This window comes from Amaricoccus sp. W119 (assembly GCF_047275745.1).
GTDB lineage: Bacteria > Pseudomonadota > Alphaproteobacteria > Rhodobacterales > Rhodobacteraceae > Amaricoccus.
In genome coordinates, this window is record NZ_JBKQWU010000023.1 from 16,480 (window position 1) to 36,373 (window position 19,894).

Annotated in this window: 16 protein-coding genes; 13 read left to right on the forward strand and 3 right to left on the reverse strand. The window is 69.1% G+C overall.

Annotation, left to right across the window (positions count from 1 at the left end; genetic code table 11):
* Window positions 1-93: 93 nt before the first annotated feature.
* From ACLJK8_RS12965 to ACLJK8_RS12990, 6 genes are all read left to right on the forward strand, one after another.
* Entirely contained in the window at window positions 94-1,005 is a 912-nt protein-coding gene (locus tag ACLJK8_RS12965; protein WP_413150699.1) for a sulfite exporter TauE/SafE family protein, read from the forward strand.
* Window positions 1,005-1,778 (forward strand): TIGR02186 family protein, encoded by a 774-nt coding sequence (locus ACLJK8_RS12970; protein ID WP_413150700.1) that lies wholly within the window; start codon window positions 1,005-1,007, stop codon window positions 1,776-1,778. The genes ACLJK8_RS12965 and ACLJK8_RS12970 overlap by 1 nt, the downstream gene beginning before the upstream one ends.
* A 168-nt stretch (window positions 1,779-1,946) precedes the next feature.
* The gene (locus ACLJK8_RS12975) at window positions 1,947-3,299 is read left to right on the forward strand and encodes a YcaO-like family protein (protein WP_413150701.1); all 1,353 of its coding nucleotides are present in this window, start codon (window positions 1,947-1,949) and stop codon (window positions 3,297-3,299) included.
* Complete coding sequence (locus ACLJK8_RS12980; RefSeq protein ID WP_413150702.1) at window positions 3,296-4,612, forward strand: TfuA-like protein; 1,317 nt, start codon at window positions 3,296-3,298, stop codon at window positions 4,610-4,612. Before ACLJK8_RS12975 ends, ACLJK8_RS12980 begins: the two co-directional genes overlap by 4 nt.
* Window positions 4,609-5,880: a hypothetical protein gene (locus ACLJK8_RS12985; RefSeq protein WP_413150703.1), complete on the forward strand. Its 1,272-nt coding sequence runs from the start codon at window positions 4,609-4,611 to the stop codon at window positions 5,878-5,880. Before ACLJK8_RS12980 ends, ACLJK8_RS12985 begins: the two co-directional genes overlap by 4 nt.
* Before the next feature lie 54 nt (window positions 5,881-5,934).
* Complete coding sequence (locus ACLJK8_RS12990) at window positions 5,935-6,432, forward strand: hypothetical protein (RefSeq protein WP_413150704.1); 498 nt, start codon at window positions 5,935-5,937, stop codon at window positions 6,430-6,432.
* Window positions 6,433-6,453: 21 nt separating this feature from the next.
* Here ACLJK8_RS12990 and ACLJK8_RS12995 read toward each other — a convergent pair whose 3' ends face one another.
* Window positions 6,454-8,151, reverse strand: a complete 1,698-nt coding sequence (locus tag ACLJK8_RS12995; RefSeq protein ID WP_413150705.1) for a hypothetical protein — start codon at window positions 8,149-8,151, stop codon at window positions 6,454-6,456.
* Window positions 8,152-8,460: 309 nt separating this feature from the next.
* Between ACLJK8_RS12995 and ACLJK8_RS13000 the strand changes: the two genes are divergently transcribed.
* Both ACLJK8_RS13000 and ACLJK8_RS13005 read left to right on the forward strand, forming a co-directional pair.
* A complete protein-coding gene (locus tag ACLJK8_RS13000) occupies window positions 8,461-8,748 on the forward strand; it encodes a hypothetical protein (RefSeq protein ID WP_413150706.1) in 288 nt (95 codons plus the stop codon).
* A gap of 220 nt (window positions 8,749-8,968) precedes the next feature.
* Window positions 8,969-10,759, forward strand: a complete 1,791-nt coding sequence (locus ACLJK8_RS13005) for an SGNH/GDSL hydrolase family protein (protein ID WP_413150707.1) — start codon at window positions 8,969-8,971, stop codon at window positions 10,757-10,759.
* 66 nt (window positions 10,760-10,825) lie between these two features.
* On the opposite strand, the gene ACLJK8_RS13010 is transcribed toward ACLJK8_RS13005, so the two are convergent.
* Window positions 10,826-12,136, reverse strand: coding sequence for an O-antigen ligase family protein (locus tag ACLJK8_RS13010; RefSeq protein ID WP_413150708.1), 1,311 nt, complete (start codon window positions 12,134-12,136; stop codon window positions 10,826-10,828).
* Window positions 12,133-12,669: a DapH/DapD/GlmU-related protein gene (locus ACLJK8_RS13015; RefSeq protein WP_413150709.1), complete on the reverse strand. Its 537-nt coding sequence runs from the start codon at window positions 12,667-12,669 to the stop codon at window positions 12,133-12,135. The genes ACLJK8_RS13010 and ACLJK8_RS13015 overlap by 4 nt, the downstream gene beginning before the upstream one ends.
* A 401-nt stretch (window positions 12,670-13,070) precedes the next feature.
* Here ACLJK8_RS13015 and ACLJK8_RS13020 point away from each other — a divergent pair, with 401 nt between their 5' ends.
* From ACLJK8_RS13020 to fcl, 5 genes are all read left to right on the forward strand, one after another.
* Window positions 13,071-15,458 (forward strand): carbohydrate-binding domain-containing protein, encoded by a 2,388-nt coding sequence (locus ACLJK8_RS13020; protein WP_413150710.1) that lies wholly within the window; start codon window positions 13,071-13,073, stop codon window positions 15,456-15,458.
* 42 nt (window positions 15,459-15,500) lie between these two features.
* Window positions 15,501-16,757 (forward strand): polysaccharide biosynthesis/export family protein, encoded by a 1,257-nt coding sequence (locus tag ACLJK8_RS13025; RefSeq protein WP_413150711.1) that lies wholly within the window; start codon window positions 15,501-15,503, stop codon window positions 16,755-16,757.
* 62 nt (window positions 16,758-16,819) lie between these two features.
* Window positions 16,820-17,674: a WecB/TagA/CpsF family glycosyltransferase gene (locus ACLJK8_RS13030; protein ID WP_413150712.1), complete on the forward strand. Its 855-nt coding sequence runs from the start codon at window positions 16,820-16,822 to the stop codon at window positions 17,672-17,674.
* A 98-nt stretch (window positions 17,675-17,772) separates the two neighbouring features.
* Window positions 17,773-18,864, forward strand: a complete 1,092-nt coding sequence (gmd, locus tag ACLJK8_RS13035; RefSeq protein ID WP_413150713.1) for a GDP-mannose 4,6-dehydratase — start codon at window positions 17,773-17,775, stop codon at window positions 18,862-18,864.
* Window positions 18,857-19,882 (forward strand): GDP-L-fucose synthase, encoded by a 1,026-nt coding sequence (gene fcl, locus ACLJK8_RS13040; protein WP_413150714.1) that lies wholly within the window; start codon window positions 18,857-18,859, stop codon window positions 19,880-19,882. Before gmd ends, fcl begins: the two co-directional genes overlap by 8 nt.
* Window positions 19,883-19,894 lie beyond the last annotated feature (12 nt).

The window sequence follows — 19,894 nt, forward strand, 5'->3', positions numbered from 1 at the left end:
CCCGCCGCCCTGACCTCGCGCCCCTTCACGCGAGTTTGGAGGTGAAATCCGGCTCGGGACCGGCTATCCCGATGGCACCGGAACAGGGTTGCCATGCAGATTTACCTCCCCGTCGCCGAGGTTTCCGTCAATATCCTGATGCTGCTCGGCATCGGGGCGATGGTCGGCGTGCTCTCGGGCATGTTCGGGGTCGGCGGCGGGTTCATCCTGACGCCGCTCCTCTTCTTCATCGGCATCCCCCCGACCGTCGCCGTCGCCTCCGCCGCCAACCAGATCGCCGGGTCCTCCTTCTCGGCGCTGCTCGCCCACCTCAGGCGCAAGACGGTGGATTTCAGGATGGGAACGATCCTGATGATCGGCGGTGTGCTCGGCTCCTGGATCGGCGTCCAGATCTTCACGGTGCTGCGCAAGGCGGGGCAGTTCGAACTCGTGATCAGCCTGCTCTACGTCGTCATGCTCGGCACCATCGGCGGGCTGATGCTGGCCGAGAGCATCCGCGCGCTCCGCAGGGCAAAGGACCCGAACGCCGCCCTCGTGCGGCGCAGGCGCCATACCTGGGCGCATGGCCTGCCGCTCAAGATGCGCTTCCGCGCCTCGCAGCTTTATGTAAGCGCGATTCCGCCCTTCGTGATCGGCGCGGTGGTGGGCATCCTCGCCGCGGTCATGGGCGTCGGCGGCGGCTTCGTCATGGTGCCGGCGATGATCTACATCATCGGCATGCCGACGCAGGTCGTGGTCGGCACGTCGGTCTTCCAGTTCCTTTTCGTCACGGGTTTCACGACGATCCTGCAGTCGATCGAGAACCGGTCGGTCGATGTGTTCCTCGCGCTGATCCTGCTCGTCGGCGGTGTCGTCGGCGCGCAGATCGGCGTGCGTTTCGCGGCGAAGCTCCGCGCCGAGCAACTCCGCATCCTGCTCGCGCTGCTGGTGCTGCTCGTCTGCCTGAAGCTGCTCGTCGATCTCGTGATCCGGCCCTCCGAGGTCTATTCCATCCTGGCGAGTTGATGCGGCGGGGACTGATCCTCCTCGGGCTCTGGCTCGCATGCCTCTCCGTCCCGGCGGTGGCGCAGGAGTCCGTGGTCACGGGCCTCTCGACCGACCGGATCGCGCTGACCGCCCGCTACGAGGGGTCCGAGATCCTCGTCTTCGGCGCGATCCGGCGTGACGCCCCGAACCCACCCGGCACGCCGCCGCCCGATGTGATCGTCACGCTGAAGGGGCCGCCGCGATCGGTCATCATCCGCCGCAAGGAGCGCATGTTCGGCATCTGGCTCAACACCGACGCCGTGCGGGTGCGCGGCGCCCCGAGCTACTACGCGGTCGCGGCGACCCAGCCGCTCGCCGGGCTCCTGACCGAAACCGAGCGGCTGCGCCACCAGATCGGGATGGATCAGGCGGCGCGGCGCGTGGAAGGCGTGGCGGGCCTCACCGATACCGGTGACTTCACCCGTGCGCTGAGCCGTATCCGGTACGGTCAGGGGCTCTACAGCCAGCAGGACGGCGGGGTTTCGCTGGCCGAGGAGACGCTGTTCCAGGCACGGTTCGTACTGCCGGCGAACCTCGTCGAAGGCGATTACGACGCGGAATTCTTCCTGGTCCGCGACAGGCGTGTTATCAGCTCGGCGAATACGATCATCACCGTCGAAAAGGCCGGGATCGAGCGCTGGCTCTACAATCTCGCGCATCGCAAGCCGTTCCTCTACGGATTGCTCGCCGTCGGGCTGGCGCTCGTCTGCGGCTGGCTCGCCAACGCGGCCTTCGCCTACCGCCGACGCTGAGCGCCCGGGCCGTTCCGGACCCGCCCCGGATCAAGGCTTGCCAAAACACCGTGACCCGCGGGACAATATCGCGGCAATTTGGCGAAGGGTCCGACTCGGTTCCCGGCAAGTATATTTCAACGCGGTTACCTCCTGCGAACAGGCGGACCGCGAAAAGGCAGGTTCTGAATGACCATCGCAATGGTCGAGGCGGGGGGGCAGCCGGACCACGCGGGAGCGGACACGACCGCGCCGTCGCGGGCGCGATACATTGAGCAATCTCCGGGGCAGTCGCTGGGGCAGTCGCCGGGGCCATTCATGGCGGACATGTTCGAGGACATCCTGCCCCATCGGATGATCCCGCTTCCGAAGCGCCATGCCGAGGGGACGCATCGCGCCGAGGCGCTCGCGGTGACGCTGGCGCGTCTGCTTCCGCGCATGGGTGAGTTCGGCGTGACCCGGCTCGGCCGCCTGACCGGGCTCGACCGGCTCGGCATGGAAGTGATGATGGCGACGCGGCCGAACGCGCGCTGTGTCTCGGTCGCGAACGGCAAGGGTCTCTGCGCCACCTCGGCCAAGGTCTCGGCGCTGATGGAGGCCATTGAGACCTGGCATGCCGAGCGGCCCGATCTCGCGCTCCGCTTCGGCTTTCCGGAGGACGTCGGCGCGGCGGATTGCCCGGCCTGGCTCGACGGGCTGCCGCGGCGGCCGGACAGCGCGGCCGATCCCGGTCCGATCCTCTGGGCGCGCGCGCGCGACCTCATCTCGGGTGGCACGGCCCTGGTGCCGTTCGATCTCGTGCATTGCGACTGGCTCGACGCGGTGCCCACCCACGGCTTCCACGGCTCGACCAACGGGCTTGCCTCGGGCACGCATCCGGTGGAGGCGGCGCTTCACGGGCTCTGCGAGGTGATCGAACGCGATTCCTGCGCGCTGTTCGACCTTCTGCCGGCGGAGCATCGCGCCCGGCGGCGGCTCACGGTCGAGAGCGTCGCCGGGCCGTCGGTCCGCGGGCTGATCGAACGCGCCGAAGCCCAAGGCTTCCGGCTCGCGCTCTGGGACGCGACGAGTGACATCGGCGTGCCCGTCGTGCTCGCCGCGCTCATCGACACGCACGCGCCCGAGACGCCCTCGGGCTTCGGGTCCGGCTCGCATCCCGACCCAGAGGTCGCAGCGGCCCGGGCGATCACCGAGGCGGCGCAGACCCGGCTGATCGCCATCGCCGGCACCCGCGACGATCTCGGACCGGCGATCTTCGCGGGCGAGACCGGGCTGCGCTTCCGCTGGGCGGTCCGCGACACCGGTGGCGCCGGCCGCGACTGGGCCACCTTGCCCAACCTCGCCGGCGACTGCATCCGCGCGGATCTCGCGCGCGTGATCGCCGCGACGGCCGGGGTGACGGAGGCGGTCTTCGCGGTCGATCTGTCGCACGAACCGGGGATCAGCGTGGTCCGGGTGATCGTCCCCTGGCTGGAGGCGGCGGGACCGGCCGAGGTCCGGCCCGGCCGCCGCGCCGCGCGGGCGGCGGAGGTGATGGCATGAGGGCGGTCGTCTTCGTCGGGCCGAGCCTCGGCACGCCGCCCGCGCCGGTTCCGGGTATCACTCTCAAGCCTCCCGCCGTCGCCGGAGACCTCTACGCGGCGGCGCGCGACGGCGCCGAGGTGATCGGGCTCATCGACGGCGCCTTCGAGGATCGCGCGACGGTCTGGCACAAGGAGATCCTCTTCGCGCTGTCGCAGGGCGTCCGGGTTCTCGGCGCTGCGAGCCTCGGCGCGCTGCGCGCGGTCGAATGCGCGCCCTTCGGCATGGAGGGGATCGGCGAGATCCACGCGCGCTTTCGGGACGGGCGGCTTGAGGACGACGCGGAACTCGCGCTGATCTTCGGTCCGGCGGAAATGTCCTACCCCGCGCTGAGCACCCCGCTCGTCAACATCCGCGCCACGATCGAACGCGCCGAGGCGGAGGGTGTCCTCGTCGCGGCGGAAGCGGCGGAGATGCTTGGACACGCGCGAGGCATCTTCTTCAAGGACCTGACCTGGCCGCGCCTGCTCTCCGACCCGCGGGCAAGCTGGACGGCGGAGGCGGCGGACCGGATGGAACGCTGGCTTCCCGGGGGCGAGGTCGATCTGAAGCGCGAGGACGCGCTCGCGCTGATCGACGCGGTGGCCGCCGCGCTCGACGAGGCCCCGCCAGCGCTCCCCGGCTTCCGTTTCGCCGAGACACGGGCATGGCGCCGGGCCGTGGAATGGTTCGAGCGCGACGGCGGCGGCGCGCTCTCCCCGATCGAGGAAGCGGTGCTCGACGAGATGCGGCTCGACCCGGCGCGCTTCGAACGCGCGCTCATCCGCGCCTTCGCCCGCCGCGCGGCCCGGGGGAGCGATGCGTCAGCGGCGAGCGCGAGTGGCGAGCTGATCGAGGACCTTCGCCTGCGGCTCGACCTGCCGACGGCCGGAGCGTTCCGCGCCTGGCTCGCGGAGGTGGAGGCGGAGCCGGCGGCGCTGGCACAGGCGCTCGATGACGAGGAAACGCTCCAGACCGCGCTGGAAGCGGCGGTACCCCGGCTCGCGCCTGCGATTCTGGACGAGGCTCGGATCGACGGGAAATTCGAGGCGCTGGCCGCGCGGGCCGAGGCGAAACGCGCGGCGACAGCCCACGGCCCACAGCCGCGCTACGACGAGGCGGAACTTCGGGCGTTGCTCGGAGATCTCTGCGCCCGGCGGCGGCTCTCGCTCGAGACCGACGACCTCGACGCGCTCGCCCGATCGCTCGGCCTCGCGGACCGGCGCGCGCTCCACCGCCTGCTCCGGGCCGAGGAAACATTCGCCACCGCCGCGCGAAGGGAGAGAACCGCATGAGCTACGCGAGGGTCCGGCCGGAACGGACACGGGTGCGGCTCTTCCCGCAATCGCCGGGCGCGGGCGAGGCGCGGCTGGAGACGGTGGAGCTGTTCCCGCGCCGCGGCATGGTCGGAACGGGGCCGGAAGACGACCGGATGTACGTGACCGAGGCGCCGGACAAGCGCCCGTATGGCGAGGTCGGTTCGCAATGGCGCGACCTCTTCCCACCCTATCGCGGCAAGGCCGGCATCGCGGTCGCGCCGGGGCCGGACGGGCATTTCGATCATCTGCGCCCCGGCGAGGCGGGATTCCGGCAGGTGCATCTCTACGGCTGCGCGCGCATGGCACTCGACATCTGGGAAGGCTATCTCGACGAGCGCATCCCCTGGCATTTCGAACGGCATTTCCCGAAGCTCGAAGTGCTGGCGCTGCGCGGCTGGGACAATGCGCATATCGGCTACGGCTATCTCGAAGCGGGGGATTACCAGCTCGAAGATGGCACCTTGGCCGATTACGCGCTCGATTTCGATGTCGTCGCGCATGAGATCGGCCATGCGATCATGATGAGCTTCGCCGGGCAGGTTCCGTTCAGCCGCAGGACGGCGGAATACGGCGCCTTCCACGAGGCCTCCGCCGACTGGGCCGCGCTGGTCGCATCGCTGCATTTCGAACAGGCGGTCGCCGGGCTGCTCGGGACGACGGGCGGCTATCTCGAAGGCTTCAACCAGCTGACCCGGTTCGGCGAGTTGAGCCCGAACCGGCAGATCCGGCTCGCGAACAACACGCGCACGATGTGGGATTTCCGTGACGGCTGGGACAGCGAGCACGACCTCGCGCTGCCGCTCATCGCCGCGCTTTTCGACGCCTTCGTCCAGATCTACAAGGCGATCCTTGTGCGCGAGGGCGTCATCCCGCGCGGGTTGGCGCGACTTGCGGAGCAGGCCGAGGCAGAGCCGCCGCTGCGGCCGGAAGTTTCCCGGCACTTCGCCCACTGGCACGCGCGCCGGCCCGAAGCCTTCCACGACGCGCTGGCCGAGGCGCGCGACGTCGCCGCGCTGATGCTGGTCGGCGTCTGGGATCTCGCCGACCCGCGCGACTTCAGCTTCGCGCAGTTGCCGGAGCTCTTGCGCGAGGTGGACTGGCGCGACTTCGAGGGCGAGCTCTACCCGATCGTGCGCGGCTGCCTCGGCAAGCGCGGGATCGGCCTCGTCCGCCCTGGCCCGCGGCTCCGCCCGCCCGACGAATCGAGCCACGTGCATTCCGTGAGGACCGTCATGCCCGATTGAGCGAGTTTCCCACCGCCGCGAAGAAATTCCCATAATGGAAAGGAGATTTGAGACATGGATGAAACGTTACTGGCAGGGTCGACGATCTGGCTGTTCGGCCGGGTCATGAAGGACATCACCCTCGACGGCAAGAAGACACCGGCGAAGCCGGATGGCCAGCTTGCCGGCGCGCTGAAGCAGGCCGAGGCTAAATTCGCCCGGATCTACAGCTTCGCCTTCGAGGGTAATCTGATCACCCTGGCGAAGCCCGCGATCTTTCTCGTGCACGGTGATGGCGACAAGATAGAAGACAAGACGCTGGCGGGGATCGGACTGGCGATCACCGCGGCGAATTTCGCACAGGATTTCAAGATCTGGCAGTACGAGCGGGACGACATCACCCTCCGCCTTGATCCGACCTCGGGAACCTTCGGCCGGGTGCTGATCCAGCAAGAGGTTGGCAAGGAAAGCCTGCAGGACTACGTGCGAGGCGGGGCCGATGTGGGCACGCCGACCTCGCTCGGCGCGGCACGGCGACCGCGTTCGCGCCTCTTCCGCTCCGACGACGAGTGAGCGCCGCGAAGCGCGCGGCGGCTAGAGACCCGCGCGCTTCAATCCTTCCAGCAAACGCTCGCTGTCCTCTGGTCGGCGATCCGGCACCGAAGCCACCCAGGTATCCGCCGTGAAATCCGGGAAGACCTGCCGGAGTTCCATGGCCGTGCGTTTCGCCTTGTCCAGGCTCCCCGCCAGCGCGTAGCTCGCCGCCAGAACCCGGCTCGACAGGCGCGGCCTGCGCATGCGCTGCACCGTACTGATCGCGGTCTCATAGTCCTCGCCGATGAAATAGGCGTGGGCGAGATCCTTGAGATAGTGGTCCGAAGCGTAAGGGTTGAGCCTGATCGCCCGCTCGAACAGCGGCACCGACTCAAGCGCCGATCCGCTGTGCTTCAGCGCGTCGGCATATTCGGCGAGGATGTCGGCGTCGCTCGGGTTCAACTGCATCGCGCGGCGGTACGCGGCCAGCGAGCGATCGTGCTCGCGCCGATAGAGCGCGACCCAGCCGAGCCCCGCGTTGGCGCTCGCATCGTTGATGTCGCAATCGACCGCGTTGAGGGCGAATTCCTCCGCCCGATCGAGCGCGGCCATCCGGTCCTGCGCCCAACGGTATTTCCACTGGAAGCCGTGCGCGCGGGAAATCCCCGAGAGCGCCCGGGCATAGCCGGTCTCCCGCTCCACCGCGCGGTTGAAATAGGAGATCGCCCTCAGGCAGCCGTCGGGGTCCACGCGCAGGATCTCGTCGATCCCCCGGATGCAAAGCTCGTAGGCCGCGAGTGATTCGGGGTCGCGGGCGCGGATGCGCGCGCGTTCGATCTGGTCGATCTCCACCATCAGCCCGGCGGCGACGGCGGTCGCGATCTCCGCCTCGATCTCGAACAGGTCCTGGCAGTCGTTGACGACGTTCTCGCTCCAGACGACGCGGTCGGTCTCGGCCTCGATCAGATCGAACTTGAGCCGCATCTTGGCGCCCATGTGCCAGAGCGTGCCCTGGGTGATGTAGCGCGCACCGAGGCGAGCGCCGATCTCGGCGGCGCTGAGACCGGCGCCCGCGAAATTCGTCGTGGTGGCATAGGCGATCACATCGACGCGGCGGAAGCGGGTCAGGTGGCCGATGATGTCGACGGCGAGACAGGTCGCGAGGATCGCGCCGTCCTCGTGATCGCCGAGCACCGCGATCGGCAGAACCGCGATCGACGGCGGCTCGAGCCCCTTCTCTTCCCGCGCCGGGGGCTCGGGCCGCGTCCGGACCTCGGCTTTCGGCGCCGGCGGCTCCAGCGCCTCGTAGCGTTCGGAGAAGGCGAGACGCTGGTCCCGCACCCAGTCCTCGAACTCGGGATCGGCGATATCGAGCCCTTCGACGAATTCCGGAGGCTCTCCCGTCAACTCCCATTCGCCCGGTTCGGGGTCCAGTCGCACGCGCACCCGATCCGGGTCGAGCCCGAGCCCGCCGTGGTCGGCGAGGATGCAGTCGCGGCTGTCGCCGAGGATGCGGCGGAGCCGCGCCAGTTCCTGCCGCAGGCTGCCGGCGCCGAGATCCCCCGGCTGCGTGCTCCAGAGCTTGTCCTGAAGCCAGACGCGGCTCCGCCGGTAATCGGGCGCGGCGCCCAGCAGCGCGAGCAGCCCCTGCGCCTTGCGCCCGGTCGGCGTGATGTCCGCGCCGTCACTCCTGAGGAGCCGCAGGCGTCCCGCCAGACGGAGTTCCAGTTCGAAGTCCGAGCCTTCGTGGCTGACCATGAAATTCAACTGCGCTACCCCCGGTGCGCGTCTCCGGCGCCGATTTCCAACACGAATTGAGCGCGAGGCGACCCCGTCCGGTGCTTCCCGCCCGCTACCAGAACATTTCGCGGCGGCTTGCCGCGCCGCAACGACGATCACCGCGCCGCGGCGGCAAGGATAACCGATCGGCGGTGATCCGCCGCCCCCAAACGAAAGCGGCTCACGTTCTCGTGATGATATTGGCGTTCACGCCCGACTTGGCTTAAGGCCGCGTCAATGGGCCGGTGAGAGAACCGGGGTGTGGTGTGACGAGAGGAGGCCTTCCGGATGATACGCCCGATCGCCTTTGCTGTGCTGCTCTGCTCCGCGGTCCCCGCGAGCGCCCTGACCCTCAATGAGCTTCGCTCGGACCCGCTATGGGTCTGCGCGCTCTACCGCGCGCGCGGTGATGTGCTCGCGGAGGAAGTCGTACGCCCGCTTGGCCTCTCCGCGGCGGAGCGAACCGAACCGGCGCGGATCTCCCACGCCCTGCGCTCCGCCGAGAAGCGCGGCGACCGCTACGCCGCGGCCGCGCTCGGCTGGTGGAAGCGCGCGGACGAGGCCGGCTGCGAGTGAGGCGGTTTACGGCGCGTTAACCTCGACGGTCTATCAGTCCCGGACCGGCCGCCCCGCGCGGCCCGCGCCGTCCGTTGTCCCGGATCGCGCAGCATCTCCCGAGAAAAACCGCCCGTCAGCACAGGATGGCCCCCTTGCGCCAGGCCTCTCCCCACTTGTCTCGCGCCAGCGCCGTCCTCCAAGGGCCGTTTCTTCCGCCCTTCAGCCCCGAGGACCCGCGATGATCAATATCGGCATCACGATCGAGCGCCTGCCGCTGCCCGCCACCACGCCCGCCCGGCCCGTCTCGGCGGGCGTCGTCGCCTTCTACGGCGACAGTTTCGCCGAAGGTTCCTCCGGCGGCGGCGATGTCAGCGCCTATAACGCGCTGCAACCGACACTGCGACGCTATCTGCTGGCGACCGGGACCGGCTATCGCACGGTCAATCACGCCGTCTCCGGCGCCTCCTCCGAGGCGGCGCTCACAGCCTGGCTCGGGCGCGCGATGCACCGGCAGTACAACTACATCTGCACGGGCCGCAACGACGCCGGGCGCTCGGCGGCCCAGATCCTCGCCAATGTCGATGCGATGCTCGCCGACCGGCAGCCGGGCGAGATCGTGATCCTCGGCTCGGTTCACAACTACAACAACGGCTCCGAGAACCCCGGATCGGCCGGCCATGCGAAATGGGCCGCGGTCAACGCCGGGCTCGCGGCGCGGGCGGATGGCGAGGCGGTCTTCTTCGCCGATCACCGGTCGGAAGCCGTCTACGAGCACAACGCCGACTGGGCCGAGGATGTCGCGCGCGCGTCGAACGATCTGCCCTCCGCCAGTCTCGTCGTCTCGGCCAATGACGCGCTGCACCTGAACGCGGCCGGCTGCGAGATGCAGGCGCGGATGATCCTGCGCGAGATCCTCGCGCATCGCGCGCTGACCGAACCCCGGGCCAATCTGCTCGCCAACCCGGATTTCGCCTCCGACATGACCAATGGGTGGAGCGCCTCGACCGAAACCACGCTCAGGGCATCCGGTGGCACCGTCGGGGTTTCCGGGCCCGCGGGTTTCAAGGGCTTCGCGCAGCAACTCCTGACCGAAGGCGCCGCCGGGCGCCGTTTCTTCGCGCTCTGGGACCTGCCGGCGCTCTCGACGGGCGGTGGCGCCGGCCTCTCCGTCCGGCTGCGCGAGAGCGCGGGCGGCGGCGCGATCTACGCCGCCGCCGACGCGGCCTATGCGCGGGTCGCGCGCGGCATGTTCCTCGCCGCCGAACCCGGCGCGGCCGGTCTGGCGCTGCAGTTCGAGGCGATCAACAATCCCGCGCTGACTTGGTCCATCGCAGCGCCGGCGGTCTATGAGGCCTACGATCAGCAGGTGATCTATTACGCGCCGGAAAACGTCTTGGCTCCGACCGTGACGCCCTCGGCCGCCGTCGGCGCCACGCTCACTGCGAACACCGGCGCCTGGGACGCCTATCCCGACGCGGCGCTCAGCCATCGCTGGCTGGTGAACGGGTCGGTGGTCGCGGGAGATGTGGCGACATTCACGCCGGAGGACTCGCACGAGGGCCAGATCCTCTCGCTCGAGGTCACGGCGACGAACGCGGCGGGCGCGACCGTCGCAAGCTCGGCGACGGCGGTGATCCGCGGCCGGCAGGCGCTGGTCAGCGAGACCTTCGACGGTCTCGCGGGCTGGAGCGCCGGCGCGGGCAATGCGATCTCGCTAGTCGAGGGACGGCTCCGCTGCGCCAACAACGGCGCGGCCTGGACGATCTCGCACCGCGCCGCCGCGATCCCCTGCGAGCCGGGCGCGCGCTACCGCGTCGCCTATGACTTCGTGAAGACCGGCCACAACGGCGTGCTCAGGATCGGCTGGGCGCCGAACGGCGAGGACGTGCGGCTGCCGGTCTCGGTGAGCGGCGGGTACGAGCATGTGTTCACCGCCGAGGCCTTGGCGATGTATCTCTCGCTTGCCTGCGACAGCCCGGCGACGACGGCGTATTGCGACTGGGACAACATCGTCATCGAAAAGCTCTGACGGGCCGAAAGCCCGGAAACTCCACCGCCGCGCCGATCTTCGGCGCGGCGTTCTCGTATCCCGGGTTCAGTCGATTTCCACTCCACGCCGCGCCATGGCTGCGATCGCTCCTGCGAAAAAATAGAACGGCGCGGCGATGAAACTCACCTCCATCCCACCCTCGCCGACGGCGTAGATGACATGGACGCCGAGAAAGCAGGTCATCGTGAGCGCCGCGGCGTCGAGCTCGCGGTTCCCGGACCGCCGCGCGAGATCGATAAGCCGGGCCGAGGCGGTGGCGATGGTCGCGAGAAAGGCGAGAAAGAGCGTGATCCCGACGACGCCGAGCCTGCCGTAGATCGAGACATAGGAATTGTGCGGCTCGCGCACCACGTCGTCGCTCAGACCCCGGAACGACGTCAGCGGCTGCCCGTATCCGAGACCGAGGAACCAGTCGAACGGACTTCGCGACAGGTTGCCCTGGATCTCCGCCCACCAGCGCATCCTGAGCCCGACCCCCTCCGCCGCGTCGCGCGTCGCCTCGCCGCCTCCGCCCCAGATCGCCTGGACGTGGCTCATCAGGAAATCGAGCGAGAAGGTCTGTCCGAGCCGCCCCGGCAGCCGGATGCCGCTGAGGAGGAAGAGCCCCGCGAAGACCGCGGCGAGCAGCGTAACCACGGCGAATTCGCGAAGCTCCCGGCGGGCGAAGAGCGCGAGCAGGGCGACGAGGAGGACCAATTGCAGATAGGTGATCCGCGCCTGCACGAAGACGATGAGCCACATCACGAGCAGCCCGGCGAGCGTGGCCCGGACAAGAGGCGGCCAGCTCTTGCGCAGCAGGATGTGACAGACGGCAGTCAGCGCGACGGAGGAGGTGTTGACGAAATTGAAGAAGAGCGGCGCCTCGTAGCCCGACATCGAGGATATCGTCGGCGAGAACCGCGCGAGTTGCCCCTGAAACGGATAAAGCAGCGCATAGAAGGCGACGCAGACGAAGACCAGATCGAGCCAGCGGGTCAACGCGGAGCGAAACCGCTCATCGCTTGCCAGCGCGAAACCGACGACGAAGAAGCCGCTTTCGAGGATGTTGGCCGCGTCGCGGATCGCCCAGACGCCGTGGCGCGGCACATCGAGGATCAGATGTCCGGCCGCCAGCACCCAGAGCCCGTAGAGCGGCGCGAAGGCCGCCGTGCCGGTGACATCGCCGAGGCTCCGCCCGCTCAGCACCAGCGCGGCGAGGCCGATCGCTAGCGCGATCTGGTTCACCGGAACGCCCGCCCCCCCCGGTGGCACGCGCAGAAGCATGAAGCCCGCTGTCAGGATGATGTCGCCCGCGAGCGTGGCGAACATCAGGTAGAGAACAGGCCGGTAGATCCGCCCCGGCAGGGCGGGCGTCACGTCCATCCCCGCCGGGCCAGCGCCGCCTCGTGGCTCACGATCTCCTCCGGCGAGAAGCGCGTGCCGAGGCGGCGCGCGGGATTGCCGCCCCGGATCTCGTAGGGCGCGACATCCGAGGTGACGACCGCGCCGGCGGCGATGATGGCGCCCCGGCCGATCCGCACGCCCGAGAGCACGATCGCGCCATAGCCGAGCCAGACGTCGTCGCCGATCTCGACACCGCCCGCCTGATGGCCGTTGCCGGGATCGCCGACCCAGGGCGCGCGCCGGACGGAGACGCCCAGCGTCCGGAAATCGTGGTCGAGCCGCCCGACGATGCCGACCGCGTTGGCGATCAGCACGCCCCGGCCGATCGTCCCGTCGGTCTCGATGGTGCACCAGCGACCGATGTAGGTATCCTCGCCGACCGAAAGCCGCCGCGGGGCCCAGAGACGCGATCCGGGTCCGACATGCACCCGGGGGCCCAGTTCCACGCGGGCGCCGACCGCGAGGCGGCGGTAAAGCCATGCGCGCAATCTTCTGGAAACCAACATCCGGTCAGCCTTGCCCCGCGCCCGCACCCGCGTCCTCACCCGGCCCGGAGCGTGGCGCGGAGAGGCGATTCGCGATGTTCACCCGGGCAATTCCACTGTTTCTCGCCCTCGCCGCGTTCATTTTCTCCGCCTCGCAACCCTGCGCGGAGCCGCGTCCCGCAGGCGGGAAACAGGTGGGATTTGACGAAACTCGCGATATCGGTGGCGTTGTTTCACAACGGGATTTCCTTCTCGGGCCGGGCCAGATCAGCGGGAAATCCGTTAAAAAGCCGATAAACTTCGCTCCGGGATCGCAAGGAAGCGGAAACGAGCCTGAACGGTCGCGCTCGAACAAATCGGCAACAAGTGATAGATCTTGCCCCATGACGCGGCTTCGGCGCGCGTCCGGTGGGGTGGGTTCAATGGTTTACGATCTGTTGCCGGATGTCTCCGGCACGGCGGTATTCTTGCGTCCCGGCGACGACATCCAGTCGATCGTCGATGCGAGCCCGGAGGGTCAGGTCTTCGTCCTGACCGCCGGTCTCTACCGCGATCTGACGATCACGCCGAAGAACAACCAGACCTTCATCGGCGAGGATGGCGCCGTCATGAGCGGCGCGGTCGCCATCACCGGCTGGAGCCGGGAGGGTGATCTCTGGTCGGCCGCGGGCTTTCCCGCCGCCGGTTGGTCGCATGGCGACGGTCGCGACGGCGTGGCGGCGCTGACCGAGGACCTCTTCATCGACGGCGTGCCTCTCGTGCGCGTGGCGAGCCTCCCGGAGGTGACGGAGGGAACGTTCTACTACGATGGCGAGCGGGTCTACACCGGGGCCGATCCGACCGGAAAGGCGGTGGAGGCCTCCGCGAGACAAGTGGCCTTCGCGGGCGAGGCCACGACCGGCGTCACGCTGATCAACCTCCGGATCACCCAGTATGCGAGCCCGGCCCAGCACGGCGCGATCGAGGCGCACCGAACGACGAACTGGACCCTGATCGACATCGAGGCAACCGGCAACCACGGCGCCGGCGTCTCGGCGGGCGACGGAACGAAGATCCTCGGCGGGGTCTATTCCCGCAACGGGCAGGTCGGCATCCATGCCTATGACACGACCGGCCTCGTCATCGACGCGGTGACCGCGAGCGGCAACAACTACGCCGGGTTCAGCCAGACCTGGGATTCCGGCGGCATCAAGATCCTGACCTCCGAAGATGTGACGATCCGCAATTCGGAGATCGCGGCCAACGCCGGCATGGGATTGTGGCTCGACTGGGACAACCGGAACGTCGCGATCGAGAACAATCTCGTGCGTGACAACGCCTATCTCGGGATCTTCTACGAGGCCTCCTACGACGCGGTCATCGCCGGCAACACCGTCAGGGACAACAACCGGAACGGCTATACGACCGGCTACTGGGGCTCCGACATCTATGCGACCTCCTCGGACGGGATCTCGGTCACCGGCAATCTCGTCGTCTCCTCGATCGGCCAGGGTATCGGGCTCGAGCAGAGCCCGCGCGCGGACGGCGCCCATGGCGCGCATGCGCTGCGGGACGTCACGGTCACCGGCAACACAATCGTCATGACCGGGGAGGGGATGAACGGTGTCGCGGGCGCGGTCGAGCGCGTCAACTGGGATGGCAATACCTATGTCGCGAAGGCGGCGGATGACCTGCGCTTCACCTGGGAGGACCGCTACCTGCGCGGAACGGCGGAACTCGCCGGGTCGGAGATGGACGCGGCGAGCCGCTTCCTCTACCGGCCCGATCTCTCAAGCTTCGCGGACGCCGGGTTCCTCACGGCCGGATTCGCGGATTACGATGTCTCCTTGGGCGAAAGCCTCGCCGTCGTGACCCGTATCGGCACGGCGGTGACGGGCACGCTCGGGACCGAGGCGCTGCTTCTCGCGGGCCCCGCGAACGGCACTGTCAGCCTGTCCGCCAGCGGGAGTTTTACCTACACACCCGCCGCCGGTTTCTCCGGGACCGATTCGTTCCGGTATTTCGCGATCGACGCGCACGGCGACGGGAGCATCGGCCTCGCGAAGCTCACCGTCGCCCCGGATACCCTCGTGCTCCGGGTCGCGGGCGATTCGTGGGACGGCGATCCCCGGTTCGACGTCACGGTCGATGGTGTCGTCTACCGGGGCCTTGGCACCTCGGCCTCCCACGCGCGCGGCGAATGGGAGGAGATCACCATCACGGGTGATTTCGGCACCGGCGATTCTGGTACCAGCGATTTTGGCACCGGCGATTTCGGCGGCCGCCCGGACAGCGTTTCCGTCACCTTCACCAACGACGCCTGGGGGGGGCCGGGCAAGGATCGCAACCTCTATCTCCGCGACCTGACCGTGAACGGCGAGACCCATGACGCGGCGACCGCGACCTCGACGGGCCACGCCGCGTCCAACGTCGCCCATCTCGTGACCAACGGCACGCTGACCTTCGACACGTCGGAGGCGGCGGATGAGCTCATCTTCCGGGTCGCGGGCGATTCCCACGCGGGCGACCCCGAATTCCGGCTCTCGGTGAATGGCGGGCCCGCCCAGACCTTCACGGTCAGTGCCTCGCGCGTGGCGGGGGAATGGCAGGAGATCGTCCTGCGCGGCGCGCTCGGCCCCGACGACGCCGTCAGCGCGCGCATCGAATTCGTCAACGACGCCTGGGAAGGCGCCGGCAGGGACCGCAATCTCTATATCGGCGAGGTCACCTACAACGGCCATAAGGTCAGCGCGATCCATGAGGGCAGCGTCGAGATCCTCGACGATGCGCTGCTCCTGCCCCGAAACGATGGGTTAACCTTCCTTCTCTAGCCCTGACGGAGACGCAATCACGCGTCCAGCAGGGAGAGATCCATGGTCGGACCCAGGGCCAGATCCATGGCACGGAACCGCGCCCGCGCCGCCGCTCCGCTCGCGTTCGCCCTGCTCGCATTCGTCCTTCTCCCGGTGACAGCCAGCGCCGAAAGCTACCGCCTGCAGCCCGGCGACGTGCTGGAGCTCCGCGTCGCAGGCCGCGCCAATATCCGCGAGAGCATGCCGGTCAATATCGACGGCGAGATCGTCGTGCCGCTCGCCGGCGTGATGCCCGCCGCCGGCCGCGCGCTCAGCGAGATTTCCGACGAGATCCGCCAGCGCATCGCGATGACGGCCCTGCCGGTCTCGAACGACCGCGGCCTCAGCAGCGCCGAGCATGTCCATCCGAGCCTCGTCAGCGTCAGCCTGCGCGGCTACCGGCCGGTCTATGTCGATGGCGCGGTACGGCGGCCCGGGGCGCATGACTTCGTGCCCGGTCTGACCGTGCGACAGGTGATCGCACTGGCGGGAGGGACCTCGCCGGTCGAGGATTCCGAGGACCCGGCGCTCCGGATGATCGCGCTCAGAAGCCAGCTCGAAGACCTCCGGGCCCGAGCCCTGGCGTCGCAGGCGAAGATCGACCGGCTGCGCGCGGAGATCGCCGAGGCGCCGACGCCCGGCCCGGGCCCGGACCGGACGGCGGAAGAGGGCGTGGGCAAGACCGGACCGGCCGTCCTCGAAGGATTGACCGGATCGGTCCGCCGTGAGCGCGTCCGCGCCGATTTCGCCTATTTCGACGCGGCCGCCGGTCTCGCCGCCTCCGAACACACGGCCCTGACCCGCCAGCTCGCCGCCGAGGCGGATGGCGCGGAGGCCGACGCGGAGGAATATGCCCGGCTGAGCGAGGCCGCCCGCGGCGGTACCGTCACCCAGGCCCGGCTCGCCGATTCGCGGCGCGGCCTGCTCTTCGCCCGCTCGAGCCAGTGGGAGACGCAGGCCCGGCTCGCCAGCATCGAGCGCGAGCAGGAATTCATCGGCAACCAGCGCGCCCAGCGCGGGCTCCGCGCGCGCGAGGAGGCGATCGAAGCCCTCGGCGCCGAGATCGTGAGCCTCACCGCGATCCGGGCGGAGCTCGGGGCCGCGCACAAGACGCTCGCCTATCTCTCGGACTACGCCTCCGAAACCCCCGGCGCGCGTCCCGCGAAGATCGAGGTGAGCCGCGGGACCGGTCCCGCGAGCGCGGTCCCGGCCGGCGAGGACCCCATCCTCAGGCCCGGCGACCTGATCCACGTCACGCTCGACCTGGCCCCGCGCTGACCCCTCGGCGCGTCCCCCCAAGCGCCACCCAGGCCCCACCCATCCCCCCAGAGGAGACGGCAATGACCGACTGGACCTCCCCCATCATCGAGTCCGGCCGCTGGCCAGCCGCGCGGCGGCACGACCCGGTCCTCGAGACCGACGAGAGCCTCGGGAACGCGCGGGCGGGGATGCGCTTCTTCCTCGGGGAGATGCCGGAACTCATCGACCGGATCGGCGCCGCGCCGGTCCGGGGCCGGATGATCGCGGTCTGCAACGTGCACATGCTGGTCAGCGCCGGACGCGACCCGGCGCTCGCCGATGCGATGCGGGGCGCCGCCTTCTCGATCTGCGACGGACAGCCCTTCGCCTGGCTCCTGTCGCTTCTTTCCGGGTCGCGCGTGTCCCGGATCACCGGCTCGGATGTCTTCGAGACCGTGCTGTCGCAGGGCCGAGCCCGGATCGCGCTCGTGGGCGGCGACGAGGCGACGCTCGCGCGCCTCGCCGAGCGGCTTCCGGCGGAACGGCGGCGCGACGTGCTGATGCTCGCGCCCGGAAAGGTCGTGGAGGGCGACGGGCCGAGCCCGGAGATCGTCCGGGCGCTGAACGACTTCGCGCCCCGGATCGTCTTCGTCGGCCTCGGCTGTCCGAAGCAGGAGAAATGGATGGCGAAGGCCATCGCCGAGGTCCCGGCGACCTTCCTCGGTGTCGGCGCCGCCTTCGACTACGGCACCGGCGAGGTGCGCCGCGCACCGAAGGCGATGCAGGTCGCGGGCGGCGAGTGGATCTACCGCTTGATCCAGCAGCCCCGGCTCGCACGCCGCTACTTCGGAACGCTCCTCCCCTTCCTCGGCCTGCTCGCCCGCGGGCTCCGCGCCGCGCCGGTCTGGACCTTCCGCGCCGCGGTTCACCGGCACGGCGAAGACCTCGGCGTTTGAATTTCGTCAACCATCCTCACCGATAACCGATCCGCGCGCACCGATCCGCGCACATATCCGCCCACCGGGGCCAGCCCGCGAGCAAAGGAGACATCGACTTGGGAACAGAACCGAAGGTCGCCTTGATCACGGGCGTGACCGGCCAGGACGGCGCCTATCTCTCGGAGTTCCTGCTCTCCCGGGGCTACATCGTCCACGGGGTCAAGCGCCGCTCCTCCTCCTTCAACACCGCCCGTGTCGAGCATCTCTACCAGGACCCGCATGAGGGCGATCCGCGGTTCATCCTGCATTTCGGCGATCTCACGGATTCGACCAATCTCATCCGCATCGTGCAGGAGACCCAGCCGGACGAGATCTACAATCTCGGCGCGCAGAGCCACGTCCAGGTCAGTTTCGAGACGGCGGAATACACCGCCAACGCCGACGGGATCGGCACGCTGCGGCTCCTCGAAGCGATCCGGCTCCTCGGGCTGACGAAGAAGACCCGCTTCTATCAGGCCTCGACCTCGGAGCTTTACGGCAAGGTCCAGGAGGTTCCGCAGCGCGAGACCACGCCCTTCTACCCGCGCAGCCCCTATGCCGCGGCGAAGCTCTATGCCTACTGGATGACGGTGAACTACCGCGAGGCCTATGGCATCCACGCCTCGAACGGCATCCTCTTCAACCACGAGAGCCCGCTCAGGGGCGAGACCTTCGTCACCCGCAAGATCACCCGCGCCGTCGCGGCGATCGCGCACGGCCAGCAGGACCGGCTCTATCTCGGCAATCTCGACGCCCAGCGCGACTGGGGCCATGCGCGCGACTACGTGCGCGGCATGTGGCTGATGCTGCAACAGGTTCACCCCGGCGACTACGTGCTGGCTACGGGCGAATGCTACCGGGTGCGCGATTTCGTCAACCTCGCCTTCCGTGAAGTCGGCATCGCGCTCGAATGGGCGGGCGAGGGCGTGGAGGAAAAGGGCTACGACGCGGCCGGGCGCTGCCTCGTCGAGGTCGATCCGCGCTATTTCCGCCCGACCGAGGTCGATCTCCTGATCGGTGCGCCGGACAAGGCGCGCGAGAAGCTCGGCTGGCGCCATGAGCTCCGCTTCGAGGATCTGGTCGCGGAAATGGTCGCGGCCGAGCTCGGCGAATTCGACGCCGCCCCCGCCGAGGTGATCCGGCTCGCCCGCCGGCGCAGCAATGGCTGAGCCGATGCCGGTCCGCTACAACCTCGCCGGCAAGCGCGTCTTCGTCGCCGGGCATCGCGGCATGGTCGGCTCCGCGCTCGTGCGCCGGCTCGGCTCGGAGGACTGCGAGATCGTGACCGCGCCCCGGCCCGGCGTCGATCTGACGCGGCAGACCGAGGTCCAGGCCTTCCTTCGGGAGACGCGGCCGCATGCCATCTTCCTCGCCGCGGCCAAGGTCGGCGGCATCCTCGCGAATGCGACGGCGCCGGCGGATTTTCTCTACGACAACCTGATGATCGAGGCGAACCTGATCCACGCCGCCCATGAGGCCGGGGTGGAGAAGCTGCTCTTCCTCGGATCGAGCTGCATCTATCCCCGGCTCGCGCCGCAGCCGATCGCCGAGGACGCGCTGCTCACCGGCCCGCTGGAGGCGACCAACGACGCCTATGCGATCGCGAAGATCGCCGGGATCAAGCTCTGCCAGGCCTACCGCGCGCAATACGGTGCCGACTTCATCTCGGCGATGCCGACCAACCTCTACGGCCCGGGCGACGATTTCGATCTCGCAACCAGCCATGTGCTGCCGGCGCTGATCCGCAAGGCGCGCGAGGCGCGGGTCCAGGGCGCGCACCGGTTGGAGGTCTGGGGCTCGGGCACGCCCCGGCGCGAGTTCCTCCATGTGGACGACTGCGCGGACGCGCTCGTCCATCTCATGAAGGTCTGGTCGGGGCCGGAGCATGTGAATGTCGGCGTCGGCGAGGATATCGCGATCCGCGACCTCGCCCAGCTCGTCACCCGGCTCTCGGGCTGGCAGGGCGAGTTCGTCTTCGACCCGACGAAACCCGATGGCACCCCCCGCAAGCTTCTCGACATATCGAGGCTCCGCAGCCTCGGCTGGCGCCCCCGGATCACGCTCGAGGAGGGTATCCGCGCCGTCATCGGATGGTTCGAAGAACAGGCGGCCCGCGAGACCACGCGCGAGGCAGCGCACGAGACCACCCGCCAGACCCGCGGCGAGGCCAGGAGCGCGCTGGCCTGAAGGCCGCGCCGG

Coding starts and splice junctions, on each gene's coding strand:
- fcl (WP_413150714.1), top strand. CDS start 18,857: ATGGCTGAGCCGATGCCGGTCCGCTACAACCTCGCCGGCAAGCGCGTC.
- ACLJK8_RS13000 (WP_413150706.1), top strand. CDS start 8,461: ATGATACGCCCGATCGCCTTTGCTGTGCTGCTCTGCTCCGCGGTCCCC.
- ACLJK8_RS13005 (WP_413150707.1), top strand. CDS start 8,969: ATGATCAATATCGGCATCACGATCGAGCGCCTGCCGCTGCCCGCCACC.
- ACLJK8_RS13030 (WP_413150712.1), top strand. CDS start 16,820: ATGACCGACTGGACCTCCCCCATCATCGAGTCCGGCCGCTGGCCAGCC.
- ACLJK8_RS13015 (WP_413150709.1), bottom strand. CDS start 12,669: ATGTTGGTTTCCAGAAGATTGCGCGCATGGCTTTACCGCCGCCTCGCG.
- ACLJK8_RS13025 (WP_413150711.1), top strand. CDS start 15,501: ATGGTCGGACCCAGGGCCAGATCCATGGCACGGAACCGCGCCCGCGCC.
- ACLJK8_RS13020 (WP_413150710.1), top strand. CDS start 13,071: ATGGTTTACGATCTGTTGCCGGATGTCTCCGGCACGGCGGTATTCTTG.
- ACLJK8_RS12975 (WP_413150701.1), top strand. CDS start 1,947: ATGACCATCGCAATGGTCGAGGCGGGGGGGCAGCCGGACCACGCGGGA.
- ACLJK8_RS12965 (WP_413150699.1), top strand. CDS start 94: ATGCAGATTTACCTCCCCGTCGCCGAGGTTTCCGTCAATATCCTGATG.
- ACLJK8_RS12985 (WP_413150703.1), top strand. CDS start 4,609: ATGAGCTACGCGAGGGTCCGGCCGGAACGGACACGGGTGCGGCTCTTC.
- ACLJK8_RS12990 (WP_413150704.1), top strand. CDS start 5,935: ATGGATGAAACGTTACTGGCAGGGTCGACGATCTGGCTGTTCGGCCGG.
- ACLJK8_RS12970 (WP_413150700.1), top strand. CDS start 1,005: ATGCGGCGGGGACTGATCCTCCTCGGGCTCTGGCTCGCATGCCTCTCC.
- ACLJK8_RS12980 (WP_413150702.1), top strand. CDS start 3,296: ATGAGGGCGGTCGTCTTCGTCGGGCCGAGCCTCGGCACGCCGCCCGCG.
- ACLJK8_RS12995 (WP_413150705.1), bottom strand. CDS start 8,151: ATGGTCAGCCACGAAGGCTCGGACTTCGAACTGGAACTCCGTCTGGCG.